This window comes from Aeromonas sp. R1-2, from assembly GCF_040908505.1.
GTDB classification, from domain to species: domain Bacteria; phylum Pseudomonadota; class Gammaproteobacteria; order Enterobacterales; family Aeromonadaceae; genus Aeromonas; species Aeromonas veronii.
Genome location: NZ_JBFODU010000060.1, coordinates 60,547 through 78,560, shown reverse-complemented (window position 1 = coordinate 78,560; position 18,014 = coordinate 60,547). Strand labels below are relative to the sequence as shown.

The 18,014-nt window shown below is 59.5% G+C and carries 18 protein-coding genes; 7 read left to right on the top strand and 11 right to left on the bottom strand.

Annotation, left to right across the window (positions count from 1 at the left end):
• Positions 1-28 precede the first annotated feature (28 nt).
• Genes AB5Y76_RS20800 through AB5Y76_RS20790 form a run of 3 tightly spaced genes read left to right on the top strand, consistent with a single transcriptional unit; the run spans position 29 to position 2,829 of the window.
• Positions 29-643 carry a glutathione S-transferase family protein gene (locus AB5Y76_RS20800; protein ID WP_139398658.1) on the top strand — a complete coding sequence of 205 codons (615 nt, stop codon included), beginning with the start codon at positions 29-31 and terminating at the stop codon, positions 641-643.
• Positions 643-2,283: a GNAT family N-acetyltransferase gene (locus tag AB5Y76_RS20795; protein WP_263716832.1), complete on the top strand. Its 1,641-nt coding sequence runs from the start codon at positions 643-645 to the stop codon at positions 2,281-2,283. Before AB5Y76_RS20800 ends, AB5Y76_RS20795 begins: the two co-directional genes overlap by 1 nt.
• A 6-nt stretch (positions 2,284-2,289) precedes the next feature.
• Complete coding sequence (locus AB5Y76_RS20790; RefSeq protein WP_263716831.1) at positions 2,290-2,829, top strand: GNAT family N-acetyltransferase; 540 nt, start codon at positions 2,290-2,292, stop codon at positions 2,827-2,829.
• 96 nt (positions 2,830-2,925) lie between these two features.
• Here the strand turns inward: AB5Y76_RS20790 and AB5Y76_RS20785 are convergent, their stop codons facing one another.
• From AB5Y76_RS20785 to AB5Y76_RS20735, 11 genes are all read right to left on the bottom strand, one after another.
• Positions 2,926-3,339: a hypothetical protein gene (locus tag AB5Y76_RS20785; protein WP_263716830.1), complete on the bottom strand. Its 414-nt coding sequence runs from the start codon at positions 3,337-3,339 to the stop codon at positions 2,926-2,928.
• A 183-nt stretch (positions 3,340-3,522) separates the two neighbouring features.
• Complete coding sequence (locus AB5Y76_RS20780) at positions 3,523-4,653, bottom strand: cupin domain-containing protein (protein ID WP_005353621.1); 1,131 nt, start codon at positions 4,651-4,653, stop codon at positions 3,523-3,525.
• Between the two features lie 139 nt (positions 4,654-4,792).
• Positions 4,793-6,163 (bottom strand): adenylosuccinate lyase, encoded by a 1,371-nt coding sequence (gene purB / locus AB5Y76_RS20775; protein WP_005334624.1) that lies wholly within the window; start codon positions 6,161-6,163, stop codon positions 4,793-4,795.
• Positions 6,164-6,292: 129 nt separating this feature from the next.
• A complete protein-coding gene (hflD, locus tag AB5Y76_RS20770; RefSeq protein WP_005334622.1) occupies positions 6,293-6,907 on the bottom strand; it encodes a high frequency lysogenization protein HflD in 615 nt (204 codons plus the stop codon).
• 23 nt (positions 6,908-6,930) lie between these two features.
• Complete coding sequence (mnmA, locus tag AB5Y76_RS20765; RefSeq protein ID WP_005353619.1) at positions 6,931-8,037, bottom strand: tRNA 2-thiouridine(34) synthase MnmA; 1,107 nt, start codon at positions 8,035-8,037, stop codon at positions 6,931-6,933.
• Between the two features lie 157 nt (positions 8,038-8,194).
• Positions 8,195-8,686, bottom strand: a complete 492-nt coding sequence (locus AB5Y76_RS20760) for an NUDIX hydrolase (protein ID WP_058055760.1) — start codon at positions 8,684-8,686, stop codon at positions 8,195-8,197.
• A complete protein-coding gene (gene rluE, locus AB5Y76_RS20755) occupies positions 8,686-9,609 on the bottom strand; it encodes a 23S rRNA pseudouridine(2457) synthase RluE (protein ID WP_263716829.1) in 924 nt (307 codons plus the stop codon). The genes AB5Y76_RS20760 and rluE overlap by 1 nt, the downstream gene beginning before the upstream one ends.
• A 104-nt stretch (positions 9,610-9,713) precedes the next feature.
• On the bottom strand, positions 9,714-10,481 hold the full coding sequence (locus AB5Y76_RS20750) for a PTS sugar transporter subunit IIA (RefSeq protein ID WP_263716828.1): 768 nt from the start codon (positions 10,479-10,481) through the stop codon (positions 9,714-9,716).
• Positions 10,481-10,786 (bottom strand): PTS fructose transporter subunit IIB, encoded by a 306-nt coding sequence (locus tag AB5Y76_RS20745; RefSeq protein WP_005334611.1) that lies wholly within the window; start codon positions 10,784-10,786, stop codon positions 10,481-10,483. The genes AB5Y76_RS20750 and AB5Y76_RS20745 overlap by 1 nt, the downstream gene beginning before the upstream one ends.
• Positions 10,787-11,004: 218 nt before the next feature.
• Positions 11,005-12,411 carry a hexose-6-phosphate:phosphate antiporter gene (gene uhpT, locus AB5Y76_RS20740; RefSeq protein WP_005353611.1) on the bottom strand — a complete coding sequence of 469 codons (1,407 nt, stop codon included), beginning with the start codon at positions 12,409-12,411 and terminating at the stop codon, positions 11,005-11,007.
• Positions 12,412-12,986: 575 nt separating this feature from the next.
• On the bottom strand, positions 12,987-14,894 hold the full coding sequence (locus AB5Y76_RS20735; RefSeq protein ID WP_263716827.1) for a fructose-specific PTS transporter subunit EIIC: 1,908 nt from the start codon (positions 14,892-14,894) through the stop codon (positions 12,987-12,989).
• A 758-nt stretch (positions 14,895-15,652) separates the two neighbouring features.
• On the opposite strand from AB5Y76_RS20735, the gene AB5Y76_RS20730 reads away from it, so the two are divergent.
• Genes AB5Y76_RS20730 through AB5Y76_RS20715 form a run of 4 tightly spaced genes read left to right on the top strand, consistent with a single transcriptional unit; the run spans position 15,653 to position 18,011 of the window.
• The gene (locus tag AB5Y76_RS20730) at positions 15,653-16,156 is read left to right on the top strand and encodes a NifB/NifX family molybdenum-iron cluster-binding protein (protein ID WP_263716826.1); all 504 of its coding nucleotides are present in this window, start codon (positions 15,653-15,655) and stop codon (positions 16,154-16,156) included.
• Positions 16,157-16,191: 35 nt separating this feature from the next.
• Positions 16,192-17,178, top strand: coding sequence for an SLAC1 anion channel family protein (locus tag AB5Y76_RS20725; RefSeq protein WP_139463799.1), 987 nt, complete (start codon positions 16,192-16,194; stop codon positions 17,176-17,178).
• A gap of 4 nt (positions 17,179-17,182) precedes the next feature.
• Positions 17,183-17,524: a carboxymuconolactone decarboxylase family protein gene (locus AB5Y76_RS20720; RefSeq protein WP_263716825.1), complete on the top strand. Its 342-nt coding sequence runs from the start codon at positions 17,183-17,185 to the stop codon at positions 17,522-17,524.
• Between the two features lie 49 nt (positions 17,525-17,573).
• Positions 17,574-18,011, top strand: a complete 438-nt coding sequence (locus AB5Y76_RS20715) for a PaaI family thioesterase (RefSeq protein WP_263716824.1) — start codon at positions 17,574-17,576, stop codon at positions 18,009-18,011.
• Positions 18,012-18,014: the final 3 nt, after the last annotated feature.

Sequence of the window (18,014 nt, the reverse complement as noted above, 5' to 3'; positions counted from 1 at the left end):
TTCAATTCTGTTTTCACAAGGAGTGTGTATGCGTCTGTATGGTGATCTGCGTTCCGGCAACTGTTACAAGGTGTGGCTGCTGGCCCGCTGGCTGAAGCTGCCCCTTGAGTGGGTTGAGGTGGATATTCAGGCGGGGGATACCCGTACCCCCGCATTTCTGGCCAAGAACCCCAACGGCAAGATCCCGGTGCTGGAGATTGGCCAGGGCGATACGCTGGCGGAATCCAATGCCATCCTTTTCTATCTGGCGCAGGGCTCGTCTTTGTGGCCAACCGATCCGCGCCAGCAGGCCGAGGTGCTCAAATGGATGTTCTTTGAGCAGTACAGCCATGAGCCCTACATCGCGGTGGCCCGCTTTATCGTTCACTATCTCGGCCGCCCCGAGTCCCAGGAGGCGCGTCTCGACGGGCTGAAAGCCGGTGGCGAGAAGGCGCTGGCGGTAATGGAGCAGCAGCTGAAACAGAGCCCCTACCTGTGCGGTGATGCGCCGACCATCGCCGATATCGCCCTTTATGCCTACACCCATGTGGCAGAGGAGGGGATCTTCTCTCTGCAGGGGTGGCCCGCTATCCGTAGCTGGATCGCCCGTATCGAAGCCCATCCCCGTCACCTGACGCTGCCCGCGGCCTGTCAGGCCAGCTGATGGAACTGCTGATCGAGGCCAGTCTGTGGCAACCGCAGTGGGCTGCGCTGTTGCCGCACTGGCAGCTGCAGGGTCATCGCTGGCAGCTGCTACTGGGCAAAGAGGCGGCCGCCGCCCTCGATCAAACCGATGTTCCTTGGGCGGGCAGCCCTCCTGACGGGGTGCTCTGCCCGGGGGCCCTGCTGGCTGCTTGGCTCGATGGGGATCTGCTGACGGATTTTCATGTTGATCCCAGCCACCAGATCCTGATCAGTGCCTCTACCTCGCTGCTGACCCTCGCCAGGGAGCAGGGGTTGCTGACCCTTGGCCCTGTGGGGGCCGACTTGCCGCTCACCCCCGAGGCCGATTTGGGCGCCGTGCTCAATCGCCTGCTGGCGCGCCGCGTGACGGTGCCGACCCTGGCTGAGGGGCATCCGCTATCAGGCGTCGTGCTGCGACCACTGCAGGCCGCCGATGAGCGCGAGATAGTGCGCTATTGCAGCGATGAGGCGCTGGCCCGCTACACCCTCAATATTCCTCACCCCTATCCGCCGGAGGGGGCTCGCGACTGGCTGGCGCTCAGCTGGCGCAAGGCGGCGCTTGGCCTTGGCTGGAGCTGGGCCATCACCTTGCCAGAGGAGCAAGGGGCGGCGCTGGTTGGGGTGATCTCCTTGCACTGGAATGGCGAGCTTGCCTGGTGGGTTGGTGTGCCCTGGCAGAATCGCGGTCTGGCGACCCGGTCGGCCGAGCTGGTCAAGGGGTTTGCCTTTGACCAACTGCAACTGCCTGCGCTGACGGCCCGCCATATGCCGGACAACCTCGCCTCCGGCCGGGTGATGGCAAAAATGGGGATGTACTATCGCGGTCAGCGCCATATCAGCGGTCGTCAGCCGTGCGAGGTGAGTTACTGGCGACTGGATCGTGCCCTCTCCTTGCCAGCCCCCCTGCATGATGAGGTCACTCGCTGGCTTGAAGATGAGCGGGTCGCCGTGGTGATCCTGTGGGATCCTGCAACGGCCAATCGGCAGAGTGCCAATGGCAAGCTGGCCATCTCGCTCTTTGTGGATGAGAGGGGCGCGGGGGAGGAGTCCTGCTCTATTCGCTGCCCGCCGCATCTTGAGAGGTCTCTGGAGCTGCACTGTTACCCCGTCGAACTGCTGGAGCAGGCCGAACCGGAGCAGTTGTCCCATCTTGGCGGCGTCTTGTTGAAAGACAGGGATGAACAGGGGCTGGCGTGGCTGCTGCAACTGGCCGTGCTGCAGCGGCAGGGGCCCGAGCTGCTTAGCCGCGAGGAGCGCGCATCACGGCGCCACTGGTTCAACCAATTGATGGCGCAGGCGCTGGGCGGCAACGGTGACTCGTCGCAGATACGCTATCAGCAGTTACGGCTGCTGGTGGAGCTGCCGGAGCTGGTCGATGAGCTGGATGGCTGTTGGCATCAAACGCCAGAACTGACCTTTGAGCGGTTGGCGCGGGAGGCTCCCGCCCTCTGGCTGGCCTACCGCGAGGCGATGAACAGGGTCACCCCGGCTACGCTAACCGCCTTGCAGCTGCAGTTTGCTGCTCGTTTTCCTGAGTGCACCCTCCCATTTTTGGACAAAGGTACTCAGAATGACCAGCCGTTGTGTGGAATAATGCCCGCTCTGCTGTACGAGGAGTAATACCTGATGTTGAGAACCGAGCGCCCCGGTGACATGCTGCCGGTTTATGAGCTGCTGAGTGCCGCCTTCGGTCGTTCCGATGAGGCCGAACTGGTCAACCGCCTGCGCGAATGTGGTGCTGCCGTAGTGACCATGGTCGAAGAGGAAGAGTACGAGTTCATGGGGCACCTGATGCTAAGCCCGATCACCATTAACGGCATGGAAGGGCCCTGGCTCGGTCTGGCGCCGGTCGCGGTTCATCCCGACTGGCAAGGTCAGGGTATTGGCTCTGATCTCATCCGTGAAGGGCTTGATACGGCGCTCGAGATGGACTGGAAAGGAGTGGTGGTACTCGGGGATCCGGCCTATTACAGCCGTTTCGGTTTCCGCCCGGCCAGCGAGTTTGGCCTGCACTGCATCTATGAGGTGCCTGCCGACTGCTTTATGGCAATGGAGCTACAGGAGAGCGGTTTTGCGGGTGTGCAGGGTGAGGTGCTCTATCACCCCCTGTTTGATGAACTTCCCGACGAGCTGCCGGATGCGCAGGCAGAAGAGTCCCATTTATAACGAGACGTCGCAGCGACAAGCCATAACGAAAAAGCCCTCATCGAGGGCTTTTTCATCTTGTATTGGTCCCTGCCGGGCTTATTCGAGCAAATAGGCTCAGGCAATGATATCGAGCTGGGTGCCCTTGCGTTTATCTTCACCCAACATGTCCCCCATCTGCTGGGCGAGCGGGCTCTGCTGGAACTGCATATAGTCGCTCAGATTCTGCTGGCGCTGGTAGCGATTCGCAGCCTGATACATATCAGCCGTGCTCGGGCCCGATTTGCTGTCGCTCTCCTGACCGCTGGCCTCCAGGTAGCGCTCCACCACGGCTTTATCTTGCTGGTTAGCCGTATAAGAGACCGCCAGGGTTCTGCGAGCCGTTGCTTTCTCTTCGTTCTGTGCCTGCAATTCATCCTTCTTGGTCAGTGCTTCGTTACGGGCCTGACTGACCTGCTCGGGTGTGACAGCCGGAGAGGAGGGGTATTTGCCGTAATCAGGCAGCGGCATGGGCCGGGAGGTGATTTGCATGGTGGCGCTTCTCTTTTGAACAGGTACGGACGCATGATACCCATCGATCTTAGTTCAATAAATCACCACTTGTCGGTTCATCAAGAGTGGGTTCAGCTTCACGCATCGATGGTTAATTGGACAGCATCTGAATGACAAAAAAGGCGCCATAAGGCGCCCCTTTATCCTTCGGTTACCACCGGATCAGTTGAAGAACCAGTAACCGCGGTTGACCAGACGGGTCAGCAATTGCAGGAAACCGGCCTGATCGGCCAGCTCCACCATGTCGGCCTGAGTGATGATGTCCTTGTCACACAAGAGCGAAATGGCGGCCGCGTCTTCGCTCTGCAGCGTCCAGGCTTCGCCGTCGATGAAGCATTGCTGGCTCTCGCCGCTAAACCAGACGGTGCGCAGACCCGGCACCTTGATGGCAGGTTCGCCCTGGGTCAGCAGGTCGGCTACCTCCTCGGCGCTGTAGTCCGGCTCGACCGGATTGACGTCCAGATCGTGCTTGGCCTCGGAGATCATGGTGCCGAACCACTCCTTGAACAGGGTCTCGTCATCGAGGGCCTGTTGCATCAGCTCGCGCAGACGGTGCAGCTCGTGGGGCTGGATCTCGCCGTGACGGGCACGGGGCTTGAGATCGGCATCGCCGTAACGCTCGGTACGCACCTCGTTGTCGATCAGATGATCGGCAAAGGAGGAGATAAGCGCCTTGGCATCCGGCGCGCGGAAGCCCACCGAGAAGTTCATGGAGGGCTCGATGGCGTAGCCTTCGTGGGGGAATCCGGGTGGAATGTAGAGGATGTCACCCGGCTCCATGATGACGTCGATGATCGCCTCGAACGGCTCGCAGTGTAGCAGTGCGGCGTGGGCGGCGAACTCGTTGAGCGGCTTGGCATCGCCGACTCGCCAGTGGCGTTTGCCCAGACCCTGGGTGATAAACACATCGTAATTGTCGATGTGGGGGCCGACACCCGCATGGGGGGTGGAGAAGCTCACCATCACATCGTCAAAGCGCCAGCCCGGGATGAACTGGAACGGCACCGCCAGCTCGTTCACCTCGGGAGCCCAGTGGTTGCAAGCCTGTACCAGAATAGTCCAGTTCTCTTCGCCCAGATGGTCGTAGGATTCGAAGGGGCCGTGAGCGGCATCCCACTTGCCGTCGAAACGGGTGACGAGGCGGGACTCGACCACCTCTTCCATGGCCAGACCCGCCAGCTCATCCGGGCTGATGGGATCCTGAAAGTCCTTGAAGCCACCCTTGATAAGGAGCGGGCGCTTCTGCCAGTAGTGCTCGAGGAAGTGAGCGATATCCAGATTGAGTTCGTACATGCTGTTTCTCGTGTCTCGCAAAGAGGTTTTGCCCAAGGCAGGCTTGGGAAAAGCCACTCGGGATCCTGCCGTGGCAGGGAAAATAACAGGGGCCCTGTGGCATATCGTGCACAGGGCCCCTTCGTCACTGCCGGTTGGCTTACTTCAGCAGATCGACCAGACGCTGGGCGTCGCCGATGTAGTTGGCCGGGGTCAGCTTCTTCAGCTCAACCTTGACCGCTTCCGGCAACTCCAGGGTGTCGATAAAGGTACGCATCCCTTCAGCATCGACGCGGCGACCACGGGTCAGCTCCTTGAGCTTCTCGTAGGGCTTCTCGATACCGTAGCGGCGCATCACGGTCTGGATCGGCTCGGCCAGCACTTCCCAGTTGGCATCCAGATCGGCGGCCATGGCGGCGTCGTTGGCTTCCAGCTTGGAGATGCCCTTGAGGGTCGCCTGATAGGCAATCAGGGAGTAACCCACCGCCACACCCAGGTTGCGCAGCACGGTCGAGTCGGTCAGATCACGCTGCCAGCGGGAGATGGGCAGCTTGCTCGCCAGATGCTGGAACACGGCGTTGGCCAGACCCAGATTGCCTTCGGAGTTCTCGAAGTCGATGGGGTTGACCTTGTGCGGCATGGTGGAGGAGCCGATTTCACCCGCGATGGTGCGCTGCTTGAAGTGACCCAGGGAGATGTAACCCCACACATCGCGGTCGAAGTCGATCAGGATGGTGTTGAAGCGGGCCATGGCGTCGAAAAGCTCGGCGATATAGTCGTGCGGCTCGATCTGGGTGGTGTAGGGGTTCCAGGTCAGGCCGAGGGAAGTCACAAACTCCTCGGAGAACTGGTGCCAGTCCACATCCGGGTAGGCGCTGAGGTGGGCGTTGTAGTTGCCGACCGCACCGTTGATCTTGCCGAGGATCTCCACCGCCATGATCTGCTTGAACTGGCGCTCCAGACGGTAGGCGACGTTGGCCATCTCCTTGCCCATGGTGCTCGGGGTGGCCGGCTGACCGTGGGTACGGGAGAGCAGCGGCATGTCACGATACTCGTGAGCCAGGCGCTTGAGCTCGCTGATCAGCTTTTCGCAATAAGGCTTGATGACCTCTTCGCGGGCGGTTTTCAGCATCAGACCGTGGGAGTTGTTGTTGATGTCTTCCGAGGTACAGGCGAAGTGGATGAACTCGCTGACAGCCGCCAGCTCCGGGTTCACTTCGACTTTCTCTTTGAGGAAGTACTCCACCGCTTTCACATCATGGTTGGTGGTGCGCTCGATCTGTTTGATACGGGCGGCGTCACTCTCGTTGAAGTTGCTGACGATGCCGTCGAGCAGGGCGTTGGCGGCCGCGCTCAGGGCAGGGACTTCCGGGATCCCGGCGTGGCTGGCCAGTTTTTGCAACCAGCGCACCTCGACTTCGACGCGAAAACGCAGCAGGCCGAATTCGGAGAAGATAGGGCGCAGGGCATCGGCCTTGTCGCCATAACGACCGTCAATCGGGGAAACAGCAGTCAGCGCGGACAGCTCCATGGGGTGAACTCCTGATGATTTGTGTGGGGGATCCGTATCCACTCGCGCGTGGGGCTGAGTTGTCATCAAGGCTGATGTGCGGCTGTTCACCCTGATGTCGACCTCGCTTGCCCGCGCGCGAGCCGATGATTAGTAACGTTTGGCCAGCTCCACCATCTTCTTGCGAGCGAAGATGATCTGGGTGCGGCTGCCACCGAGCTGACGCCACAGCACGCAGGCACGAATGCCCGCCAGCAGCAGGGCGCGCACCTTGTGCTGCACCAGCGGTTGCTGCAGGAACAGCGGGGTACCCGCCACCTGGATGCGTGGCCCGATGGGGCTGATAAGATCGCTGTAGATGCTCGCCATGTTGGCCAAAATCTGCTCGTCGAGCAGATCGAAGTGCTGTTGCTGGCGGCCAATCTGGCTGATCCGCTCACCCAGCATATTGAGAATGTCCTTGCGCTTGGCCAGCTTGCGCTCCAGTGCAATCAGGCTCACCACGTAGCGGGTCAGCTCGGCATTCTTCTGGCTGCCGTCGGCACCCAACTGCTCGACCAGCGCACGGTAGCCGTCGCGAATGGCCAGATGGGTGTTGTTGAACACCTCGAGCGGCTGGCTCGGGTTGGTCACCAGAATGCTGGAGAGGCTCTCGCGCAGGGCGGCCTCGTCACAGCTGCCGTCTCGGGCCACCTTCTGCACCAGATACGCGGCCTGGCAGATGCCGGCAAAGGCCATGGTTCTGTCTTGGAATTTATCGCTCACGTCTGCTGCCTTCTGTTAAGGATTCAAACCGGATGGCTGAAACGTTGTTCGATGATGCCACCGCCCAGACACACTTCCCCGTCGTAGAAGACAGCGGATTGGCCCGGGGTCACTGCAGCCTGTTTCTCGTCGAAGATGACCCGGATGGTCTCGTCGTCGATGGGCTGGATCAGGCAGGGGATATCCTGCTGACGGTAGCGGGTCTTGACGGTGCAGCGACGCGGCTCGCGAATGGGGGTGCGATCCACCCAGTGCAACTGGCTGGCAATCAGGCCATCGGAGTAGAGACGGGGATGCTCGCCCTGCGCCACCACCAGCACGTTGCGCTCGACCTCTTTGTCGACCACATACCAGGCCTCTTCGGTGGCATCTTTGCGACCACCGATACCGAGCCCCTTGCGCTGGCCCAGGGTGTGATACATCAGACCCTGATGCTCGCCGATCACCTTGCCATCCACGGTCTCGATTTTACCGGGCTGGGCGGGCAGGAACTTGGCCAGGAAGTCCTTGAACTTGCGCTCGCCGATAAAGCAGATACCGGTGGAGTCTTTCTTCTTGGCGGTGATGAGATCCAGCTGCTCGGCGATGCGGCGCACCTCGGGCTTTTCCAGGTCGCCAACCGGGAACAGGCTCTGACCCACTTGCTTCTCGCTCAGGGTATAGAGGAAGTAGCTCTGATCCTTGTTGGTATCGAGACCGCGCAGCAGGCGCGGGCGGCCGGTGCTGTCGTCACGGCGCACATAGTGGCCGGTGGCGATGTAGGTGGCACCCAGCTCTTCGGCGGCAAATTCGAGGAACGCCTTGAACTTGATCTCCTTGTTGCAAAGGATATCGGGGTTTGGCGTGCGGCCAGCCTTGTACTCTTCGAGGAAGTGCTCGAACACATTGTCCCAGTACTCGGCCGCGAAGTTGATGGTGTGGAGTTTCATCCCCAGCTTGTCGCAGACGGCCTTGGCATCAGCCAAATCCTGGGCGGCAGAGCAGTACTCGTCCGTGTCGTCTTCTTCCCAGTTCTTCATGAACAAGCCTTCGACCTGATAACCCTGCTGCTGGAGCAGGTAGGCCGAGACGGAAGAATCCACGCCGCCGGACATGCCGACGATCACCTTGATTTGGCTGTTGTCTGTCATTAGTCGAAGTTACCAGTTCGTTTAAACGGGGCGTATTCTACCAGAGTTTTGCGCCCCCGGTCACATATCCATGCCGCAGTTCCCATCAGGAACCTGATAGCAGGAAATCGTTTTTCTGTTGTTGGCCTTTGTCACCGAAAAAGAGTGTCAAATGGCCTCAGATAAAGGCCTTGAGGGCCGAGAGCGGCAGCCGTGTCCCCGCCAGATAATCCTGAATGCACTGCCACACCAAGGGGCTGCGCAGGGCCGGTTTGCATTCCGCTATTTCTTCAAGAGTGAGCCAGTGGCAAGCCAGCACATCACCGTCAGGATCCTCTGGATGGTGCTGACCCGGCGCTTTTTCAAGGTCGAAGATGATGGCGGTGCGCACATAGGTGGCATCGCTGTCGGCCGGTTTGAACAGATAGGTACCAAGCCAGGCGGTCGGCGTGGCGGTCAGCCCCGTCTCCTCTTTGAGCTCGCGGCAAGCCGCTTCAAGCAGGTTTTCCCCCGGCTCCACATGGCCGGCGGGTTGGTTGAAACGGCGCTGGCCTTTTATCTCCTCTTCCACCACCAGAAAGCGCCCCTGCCACTGGACCAGGGCGGCGACCGTCAGGCGCGCCTCCATACGGGCGTGGCTGGTGGTCGATTGCTCTGCCTGATTGCTCATCATGACTCCTTGTCGTTGCTATCGGGATTGCCCGCACGGGCGGGTCGGCGTGCCGTTCCTCGACCACTGCTGCGGGGTTTGCCGCCGGTCGGGTTTGAAGTTGAACGTTCGGTTGGGTGAGTGCTGCGGGGACGCTCGTCCCGTCTCGGCTGGCTGGCCCGCCGTGGTGCCTCCCCTGCCGGTTTGGCCGGTTTGGCGGTATGAGCGCCTGAACGAGATGAGGAGGGTCGCGGGCGGCCGGTGGAGAGCGGCGCCAGCTCGGGGGCGGGCAGGCTGCGGCTCTCGCCGGGTGCCAGACCATCCAGGGTCCAGTCGCCGATGGCGTAGCGAATAAGGCGCAGGGTGGGGTGGCCGATATGGGCGGTCATCCGCCGCACCTGCCGGTTGCGCCCCTCGATAATCTTGATCTCCAGCCAGCTGGTGGGGATCTCCTTGCGCTCGCGAATGGGCGGATTGCGCGGCCACACCGCAGGTTCATCCATGATGCGCGCCCCGGCGGGCAGGGTCATGCCGTCATTGAGCTCCACACCGGCGCGCAGAGCGGCCAGTTTCTCCTCGCTCGGAATGCCTTCCACCTGCACCCAGTAGGTCTTGGGGGTCTTCTCCCCGGGCTGGGTGAGGCGCGCCTGCAGCTTGCCATCGTTGGTGAGCAGCAGCAGCCCCTCGCTGTCGCGATCGAGCCGCCCTGCGGCATAGATGCCGGGCTCTTTGATGTAATCCTTGAGGGTCTCGCGGCCCGCCTCGTCGGTGAACTGGCAGAGCACCATGTAGGGCTTGTTTAGCAGCAACAGCTTGCGATCCGCCGGTGCCAGCTCCGGTTTGCGGGGGGAAACATGGCGGGGTGCGGCTGGTTTGGCCGCCGTGCGCGGGGCGTTATCGCGCGGCGTACGGTTGACAGAGAGACGGGAGCGGGGAGATTTCATCGGATACACACTTCAGACAGACGATGGCAGCGAGTGTACCACAGGGTGCTGAGGGCAGGATGAATGGCTGGCGTTACAGCAAGCAGCGCCCAGAGCCAATTCGCCTAGCTTAACAGGCTCTCGACGACGATAGCCTGACGGGCGGGGGCCGAGCCTGCCTGCAAAAGGGCGTGGCTGACCACATCGTCGATCATCGCCTGCGCCAGTCGGGTGAGGGGGCGCAGGGTCTCCCGTCCGCTACCAACCGGCACCGCCAGCAGAATAACGGTCTGCACCGGCCCGATTTGAGAGCCCCACTCAATGGGCTCCTTGCAATTGAGCAGAGTCAGCGCTGGCTGGCTGATCCCTTCGCTCAATACATGAGGCATGGCCAGGCCGGGGCGGATGATGGTGGCCGAGACCTGCTCGCGCCGTTCCACCGCGGCGGTCAGTGTGGCGCGGTCGGTGATCAGCTCGGCGGGCAGCAGATCGATCAGATGCTCGAGGGCCTCGGCTTTGGTCAGCGGTTCGGGGCTGTGGGCCAACTGGCGCAGGGCAAAATGGTAGTCGGGCAGAGCGTTGGCCAGTCGCAACTCCGCCAGCGCGGCGGTGTGCGGGCGCACCAGTGGTTGACCCAGTTCCCCGCACCAGCAGGTGAAGGCCATGTGGGCCAGCTCGGCATCGCACCCTTCAATTTGCAACTGGCAGAGATCGCCGGGCTGGGTGGCGAGGGTCAACAGGGAGAGCTGGTTGCTGGCGGCAACGGTCTGGCGCCGGGTGAGGTTGGCGCAGCGGATGGTGGATTTGAACATCCCCGCCAGCCGGTTCAACTGTTTGGCCTGGGTGATGCTCAACCCCTGCTGGCAGTAGAAGGTGATTTCGCGGGTCAGCATCAGGCCGGGATCGGCAGAGCCTTGAGTACGGCGTTGGCATCCAGCAGCACGGTTTCCAGTCTCACCTGATGGATGGTGCAGCCGAGGAAGCGCTCTTTCTGCTCAATCTCGATATCGGAGGCAATCAGCACCAAGTCGGCGCTGGCAATATCGCGGGCGGTCAGCATGTTCTCCATGCCCATGGCGCCCTGAGTCTCGACCTTGATCTTGAGTCCCAGCCCAGTGGCGGCTTTTTGCAGGGCATCGGCAGCCATATAGGTATGGGCGATACCGGTCGGGCAAGCGGTGACGGCGACGATCTTCATCTGCTCTCTGTGATGCTGACAAGGGGGAGCAACAAGATAGCGCCAGCGGGGGGCTTTTACCAAAAGTCCATATGAAAAGTGGGATCTTGATGGGGATATGCCCGTCCCTTGAACGGCAGTGCAGGCTGATATGGGCCAGCCGGAAGTGGGTTTTCTCCAAACAACAAGGGCCACCCCTGTGGGTGGCCCTGAACAATCTGCGTCTGTTGTTATGGCTATCAGGCGGTCTGGGCAGCCAGCTCGGCGGCTTTCAGCTCGCGCTTGATGCGGCGGATCTTGCGCTCTTCGGCGACCGCGACACAACCCATCAGTACCAGACAGGCTGCGGCTGCGATATCCAGCGCCGCGAAGGTGCCGGTCCAGCCGGTCAGACCGAAGATGGGGGTGCCATCGGCGATCATGCCCAGACCCAGTTTGGCGAAGCTGTCACCAATCAGGTAAGCGAAGGTGCCCTTGACGCCATCGGCCACGCTGATGCCCTGCTTGGGTACGAAGCCCACGGCGGCCACGCCGATCAGCAGTTGCGGGCCAAACACCAGGAAGCCCAGGGTGAACAGGGAACCCAGGAACATAAACTGGGTAGTCGCATGCTGGTAGAGACCCAGGGTCGCGATGATCAGCGCCAGCGCCACGCAAGCCACCAGACCACGACGGCCATTGGCCAGATCGGAGAGGTAACCCCACATCAGGGTGCCGACCAGTGCGCCCACTTCGAAGAAGGTAAAGCCCTGAATAGCCACGTCTTTGGAGAAGCCCAGCTCTTGGTGGGCATAGACGGTAGACCACTGGTCGATACCGATACGCACCACGTAGAGGAAGATGTTGGCAAAGCAGAGCAGCCAGATCACCTTGTTGAGCAGCACGTACTTCACGAAGATCTGCCACTTGGTCAGCTGCTGCTCCTCGGTGGCGATATCCTCTTCGCTCGCCACTTCGTCAAACAGCTCTTCCACCTTGCCAAGGCCATAGGCTTCCGGCGAATCGCTACCAAAGCGCAGGCCGATAAAGCCGACGATCAGCGCGATGATGGAGGGGAAGATAAACATGCCGAGCACGTTGCCATCAAACAGGTAGTTGGCACCGAACAGCGCCACACCGGCCGCACCGGCACCGCCCACGTTGTGAGAGAGGTTCCACATACCCAGATAGGTGCCGCGCTTGTTGCGAGGGGTCCACTTGGTGATGGTGGAGTAGCTGCAGGAGCCACCACAGCTCTGAAAGAAACCGCTCAGGGCATAGAAGAAGATCATGAAGTAGAGGCTGAAACCGGTGCCGCCCATGCTGGCACTGAAGCCCAGCATGCACAGCGCGGAGAGGATCAGCATCAGCGGCAGGAACTGCTTGGTGTTCTTGCCGTCGGCGTAGTAGGAGACGATGGTCTTGCCTACCCCGTAGGTGATGGAGAAGCCAAGGCCGATCATGCCGAGCTCGGTCATGGAGAGACCGTACTCCTGGATCATGTCATTTTGCGCAATGTTGAAGTTCTTGCGGATCAGATACATGGTCAAATAGCCAATAAATACAACCAGATAAGATTGCATAAACGGCTTGAACCAGAGCTTGCGCCGGGCTTCGACCGGCAGGTCCAGGGTGGGGACCCGGACCTGTTGGAGCAATTTCAACATCTTCGTTCATCCTCTGCGAGATAGACGGTATTTCCGCCGCGCCCCTCATTTGTAGATAGGTTGTTCGAGGTCACGCCACGGAAGGGAGAACGGAACGTCGGGGCTGTCAGCCGTTGCTGCGCTCGACGCTCCATCCATATAAACCCGGGCCCGGCACGGGATGACGGGGCACATTGCCCATCGCGGTGCGGGTCACGACATCAGGTGGGGTGACTCTAATAAGAGGGGCAAAAAATGGCTTGAGAGCCATCCCTAGTGGGGCTAGGAAATTTTCCTAGTTTTTGCGCTTTCGCGGACAAAGCGTGAGAAACATCACACCGCTGACGCCAGATTGCTGCCATTTCAGCCAGTTTGGCGCTTTGTGTAAGGTCTGGGCTGAGGAGGGGAGAGGTCAGAAGGGAGCCAAGGAAAGGCAAGGAGAGAGGTGAAGGGATAGACGAGGAAGAGTGCTTATCGACCACTATTTCTCGGGGGGCGATATTGGGAAATACGGCTCGCCAGCCATCCCAAAAACAAGAGGCCACCCCGTGGGGTGGCCTCTTTTATGCTCTACGAGCCGCGATGGCGAGGGGCTCTCAGGCCGCCTTGGCCAGGGTCACCTCGTCACTCTTCTTGACCCGCAGTTTTTTCAGGGCAACCGCCACCACGCCTGTGACGATGGCACCGCAGATCATGCAGAGCAGGGCCAGCAGCGGCTTGTTGACGGCACCCAGCAGGGCCACGATGGGGCCACCGTGGGCAACGCTGTTGGTGATGCCGAACAGGAAGGCCATCACAGCTGCGGTCATGCTGCCCAGCACGTTGGCCGGAATGACGGCGAGCGGGTCACGGGCGGCGAACGGAATCGCACCTTCGGAGATACCCACCAGACCCATGGCACCGGCGGCTTTGCCCGCTTCGATCTCGGACTCGTCAAAGATGCCGAGCTTGCGACCGAGTACGGTAGCCAGCGACATGCCAAGGGGCGCAGCCGGGATGGCGCAGGCCATGGCACCCATGAACTGGGTCTGACCGGAGGCGATCATGCCGACGGAGAAGAGGAAGGCCACCTTGTTGACCGGGCCACCCATATCAAAGCCGGCCATACCACCCAGCACGATACCCAGCAGCACCAGACTGCCACCACTCATGGAGAGCAGCATGGCATTGAGGCCAGTCATCATGTCGGCAATCGGGGCGCCGATGATGAAGATGAATACGGCAGCGATAAAGAGCGACCCGACGATGGGGGCGATCAGGATCGGCACCAGCGGTTGCACCATCTTGTGGTACTGGCGGGTGGCAATCCAGCGCACCAGATAGCCGACCAGCAGGCCCGCGATGATGGCACCGATAAAGCCGGTACCGGCATCCGCGCCGTAGAAGCTGCCGTTGTTGGCGATCCAGCCGCCGATAAAGCCTGGTGCCAGCGCCGGACGGTCTCCGATGGCGTAGGCGATATAGCCCGCCAGAATGGGGATCATCAGGGTGAAGGCGGCCACGCCCACGTTGAGGATCTGGTTCCACATGCTCCCTTCCGGGATCTGCATGCCGCTCGGGGTCGGGTTGCCGCCGATGGCCAGTGCCAGCGCAATCAACAGACCGCCGGTCACCACGAACGGGATCATGTGAGATACACCGTTCATCAGGTAGCGATAGAGATCGGAACTGCCGCCCGCGCTCTTCTCTTCACCCTTTTTATCTTCTTTGCCAGCCACGTAGGCGGGGGCCTTCAGCGCTTGTTCGATCAGACCCTTGCCATCCTTGATGGGGGCTTTCACGCCGGTCTTGATGAGCGGCTTGCCAGCGAAGCGGGCCATGTCCACCTGCTTGTCACAGGCCACCACGATGGCGGTGGCGCGGGCGATCTCGTCGGTGGTCGGGCTGTTCTTGACGCCGATGGAGCCGTTGGTCTCCACCTTCACCTCATAACCGAGCTCCTTGGCGGCGCGCTCCAGCGACTCGGCCGCCAGATAGGTGTGGGCGATACCGGCCGGGCAGCCGGTGACACCGATGATAAAGCCTTTGCTGGTGGTCGGGGCCGCGCTCTGCTCCTCTTTCTTGGCCAGCAGCAGCGCCAGCGCATCGGCCGGAGTTTTCGCCGCCAGCAGCTTGGCGATAAAGCCCTCTTCGATCAGCTTGCCGGAGAGCTCGGCCAGCACCTCGATATGGTGGTTGGCGCCGCCATCGGGGGAGGCGATCATAAAGAAAATGTGGGACGGCTTGCCATCTTCGGCGCCGTACTCGATGCCGTTGCGGCTGATGCCGATGGCGACCGCCGGGTTGCATACCGCCGCACTCTTGGCGTGGGGCAGGGCCACGCCCTCTTCAAAGCCTGTATTGCCCAGCTCTTCGCGGGCCCACAGATCCTTGATAAAGGCCTGCTCGTCGCTGACCTTGCCTTGCGACGCCAGCAGGCGGGCCATCTCGGTGAAGACCTCTTCCTTACGCGTCGCTTTCAAATCGAGGTTGATCAGATGTTCATTGATCAAGGTGGTGATCATAGCGCTCTCCCCGCTTCCGGTGACGGAAGCTATGCGTGAGTACGTATCGACGTACTGGATAAAAATGACCTGATCATTATCCCGGCTCGTCCGCACCCTCCCTATCGGACAAATGTGCTAATCACTGGATTTTTGTGCGCAGTAAAACGCGATGTGATGAAGATCCCGTTTTCAGGCAGGACTCGCCATTTTCAGTCAACCATCCATTTCTTCTTTAAAAACAGATAAATGTATTGATGTTAGGCTCGCCGTCAGGTTTGTAATGCGCCATATCAATAAATTAATCATCAGCGTGGTCTGGATTTATATGTGGTTAAACGGCGCCATCAGATGTGACCCTTCTCACAAAAAGTCGCCATTTCGCCGGGCGGATTAGGATTTTTATGCGCCATTTCTCCCCCTGCCTTTTGCCCTCGCTGATAGCGGATTGGCGCGCACTGGAATGATGCCAGGGCGAGCTTTAATGAGTCCCTAAACCTCTTCGTTGGAAAAAATAGTTTGTTGTATATGCCATAAACTGAGCGTATACATGGCATATGCCAATTACGGCGGCATCATGATCAGACGCTTATCGAGCCGAATGATGCGTGACTAAACCAGTAAAAGTTGATGCGTACGGCTCTTCATCTGGTTGCTGCAAGAGGCTGGGAACATGGCCATGCCAACCGGCAAGCCTGCGGGAAGCTCCTGAACAAGGGGACGAATGCAGAGTGGCAAGGGGCAGGGCCGGAATATCAACAGTGATAGCAGGAGGTCAAATGACCATCATCACAGCCATTCCGATGAATGACGACCATATCGCAGGACATTTTGCCAAGGCAGAGCGCTTTGTATTCGTAGATGAACAGGGACGCACCCTGGTAGAAATCGCCAATCCGGTGGCAGGCAACGAGTGCAAAAGTGCGTTGGCGGAGCTGCTCCAGGCGCAGGGAGCCCGTCGTATCGTGCTGAAAAATATCGGTAGCAAGATGCTTGGCAAGCTGCTGGGCAGCGGGCTTGCCGTCTATCAGGCCAGTCAGGGGCGTCTCGCTATGGCCGACATGCTGAGCAATGAGTCGGGCAATCTGACCGAGCTGACATCCGCTGAACAGGGAAGTGCATCGCGCTGCGCCGAGGGGGCTGGCCATCACGGCAAGGGAAGCCGTCAATGCGCTCCCCGTGGCCGCCTTGGCAAAGGGGGGGGCTGCAAGTCAGCCTCCGGACAACAGCAGGGCTGTCAGGGTAACCGTCAGCGCAACCACAAAAAATGTTGTGAAGAGTAAGCACAACCGCTAGGTCGAACTGGAGGGGAACGTTGATGGAAAACCTGAATCAAGAGGGTAAGCAAATCCCCTCCATAACCAAGATTGCACATATGCCTGTCACACTGTTTTCAATCATCATGGGGCTGACGGGGGCGGCGATTGCCTGTCGCAAGGCATTTCCGGATCTGCTGCTGTTGCAGTCGGCAGGGTTCCTGTTCGGGGTCTTGTCCTCCCTGTTACTGGCGACGTTTCTGGTGATGTATGGCTGGAAAATCCTCAGACACAATGACGAGTTCCTGCATGAGCTGAAACACCCGGTCAGGATCAATTTCTTCCCGACCATCTCAATCAGCTTGCTGCTGCAATCCGCCTACTGGGCCAGCTGGCATGATGCAGCGCTGGCCCTCTGGTCGGTGGGCGCCAGCTTGCAACTGCTCTTCACCCTCTACATCATGAGCAACTGGATCCATCGCGACCATTTCACAATCACCCACACCAATCCGGCATGGTTTATACCGATTGTCGGCAATATTGTGGTGCCCCTGGGGGGCGTGCCGCTTGGCTTTCACGAGATCAGCCTGTTCTTCTTCAGCATTGGCCTTATTTTCTGGTTCTCTCTGCTGACCATAGTGCTCTATCGGCTGTTCTTTCATGAGAGCCTGCCCGAGAAGCTGATGCCCACCATGTTTATTCTGCTGGCACCGCCTTCCATCGGATTTATCTCGTATAGCGAAATAGCCAGCTCCAGCGACCTGTTTGCCCATGTCATTTATTATTTTGCGCTGTTTGTATTTATCTTGCTGATGTACAACACCCTCACTTTTTTGAAACTGAAATTTTTTCTCTCTTCGTGGGCGTACTCATTTCCACTGGCGGCATTTTCCGCAGCCTCGGCCATGTTTGCCGACGCAACCGGGAATATCATTCCATATTATCTGGCCAAAATAGTGGTGTGTGCCCTGATTGTATTGATCATCTGGTTAATCAGCATGACAGTGCAGTCATTCTATAAAGGTGAGATTTTCACACCGGAGAAATAACGTGATGAAAATTTATCGAGAGATCAATAAAGAACAACACCAGCTTGGCTCTGCTTATCGCAAGAGCAGCCCGGATACCATGAATGCATTTATTGCGCTGCACAAAGCCGTTATGAAACAGGACGAGGCGCTGGCGTTGAAATATCGGGAAATGATCGCCCTCGGTATTGGTATCGCTTCCCGCTGCGATGGCTGCATTGCCGCCCATGTTGCCGGGGCCGTGAAGGCCGGTGCTTCGCGAGCGGAACTCATTGCCACCGTGGATGTCGCGGTATTGATGGGAGGCGGCCCCTCCATCATCTATGGCACCCAGGCACATGCCGCCATCGAAGAGTTGCTCTCCTAGCACTCTGTTCTCAACATGCGAGTGGCCAAATAGCGAGTGAATAGATCAAGTGGATGAATATCAATCAGAGAGTTATCAACAGACCATGATGTCCCACGCCCGTTGCATGGTGTGTGGCACTCATAACCCGGATTCACTGGGAATTCGCTTTTATCAGGGGGAGGAAGGGACGACGGAAGGGCTGTTTATTGCCAACCAGCGCCATCAGGGTTACAGCGATATTTTGCATGGCGGCATGACCAGCACCCTGCTCGATGCGGTGATGACACATGCGTTGCTGCAACGGGGAATAAGAGGATTAACAGCGGAGCTGACCGTTCGTTTTATTGCTCCCATCGATATTGGCAGCAAAGTAGCGCTCTCGGCCAGAATAGTCGACCAGCGTCACGGTATCTATCGTCTGAATGCCGTAGCGTCGGTCGGCGGGATGATTGTTGCAAAAGCATCGGCCAAATTTATCAAGCCGAAAGCCAATAACAGGAGTTAGCGT

Coding starts and splice junctions, on each gene's coding strand:
- AB5Y76_RS20800 (WP_139398658.1), top strand. CDS start 29: ATGCGTCTGTATGGTGATCTGCGTTCCGGCAACTGTTACAAGGTGTGG.
- AB5Y76_RS20795 (WP_263716832.1), top strand. CDS start 643: ATGGAACTGCTGATCGAGGCCAGTCTGTGGCAACCGCAGTGGGCTGCG.
- AB5Y76_RS20790 (WP_263716831.1), top strand. CDS start 2,290: ATGTTGAGAACCGAGCGCCCCGGTGACATGCTGCCGGTTTATGAGCTG.
- AB5Y76_RS20785 (WP_263716830.1), bottom strand. CDS start 3,339: ATGCAAATCACCTCCCGGCCCATGCCGCTGCCTGATTACGGCAAATAC.
- AB5Y76_RS20780 (WP_005353621.1), bottom strand. CDS start 4,653: ATGTACGAACTCAATCTGGATATCGCTCACTTCCTCGAGCACTACTGG.
- purB (WP_005334624.1), bottom strand. CDS start 6,163: ATGGAGCTGTCCGCGCTGACTGCTGTTTCCCCGATTGACGGTCGTTAT.
- mnmA (WP_005353619.1), bottom strand. CDS start 8,037: ATGACAGACAACAGCCAAATCAAGGTGATCGTCGGCATGTCCGGCGGC.
- AB5Y76_RS20760 (WP_058055760.1), bottom strand. CDS start 8,686: ATGAGCAATCAGGCAGAGCAATCGACCACCAGCCACGCCCGTATGGAG.
- rluE (WP_263716829.1), bottom strand. CDS start 9,609: ATGAAATCTCCCCGCTCCCGTCTCTCTGTCAACCGTACGCCGCGCGAT.
- AB5Y76_RS20750 (WP_263716828.1), bottom strand. CDS start 10,481: ATGCTGACCCGCGAAATCACCTTCTACTGCCAGCAGGGGTTGAGCATC.
- AB5Y76_RS20745 (WP_005334611.1), bottom strand. CDS start 10,786: ATGAAGATCGTCGCCGTCACCGCTTGCCCGACCGGTATCGCCCATACC.
- uhpT (WP_005353611.1), bottom strand. CDS start 12,411: ATGTTGAAATTGCTCCAACAGGTCCGGGTCCCCACCCTGGACCTGCCG.
- AB5Y76_RS20735 (WP_263716827.1), bottom strand. CDS start 14,894: ATGATCACCACCTTGATCAATGAACATCTGATCAACCTCGATTTGAAA.
- AB5Y76_RS20730 (WP_263716826.1), top strand. CDS start 15,653: ATGACCATCATCACAGCCATTCCGATGAATGACGACCATATCGCAGGA.
- AB5Y76_RS20725 (WP_139463799.1), top strand. CDS start 16,192: ATGGAAAACCTGAATCAAGAGGGTAAGCAAATCCCCTCCATAACCAAG.
- AB5Y76_RS20720 (WP_263716825.1), top strand. CDS start 17,183: ATGAAAATTTATCGAGAGATCAATAAAGAACAACACCAGCTTGGCTCT.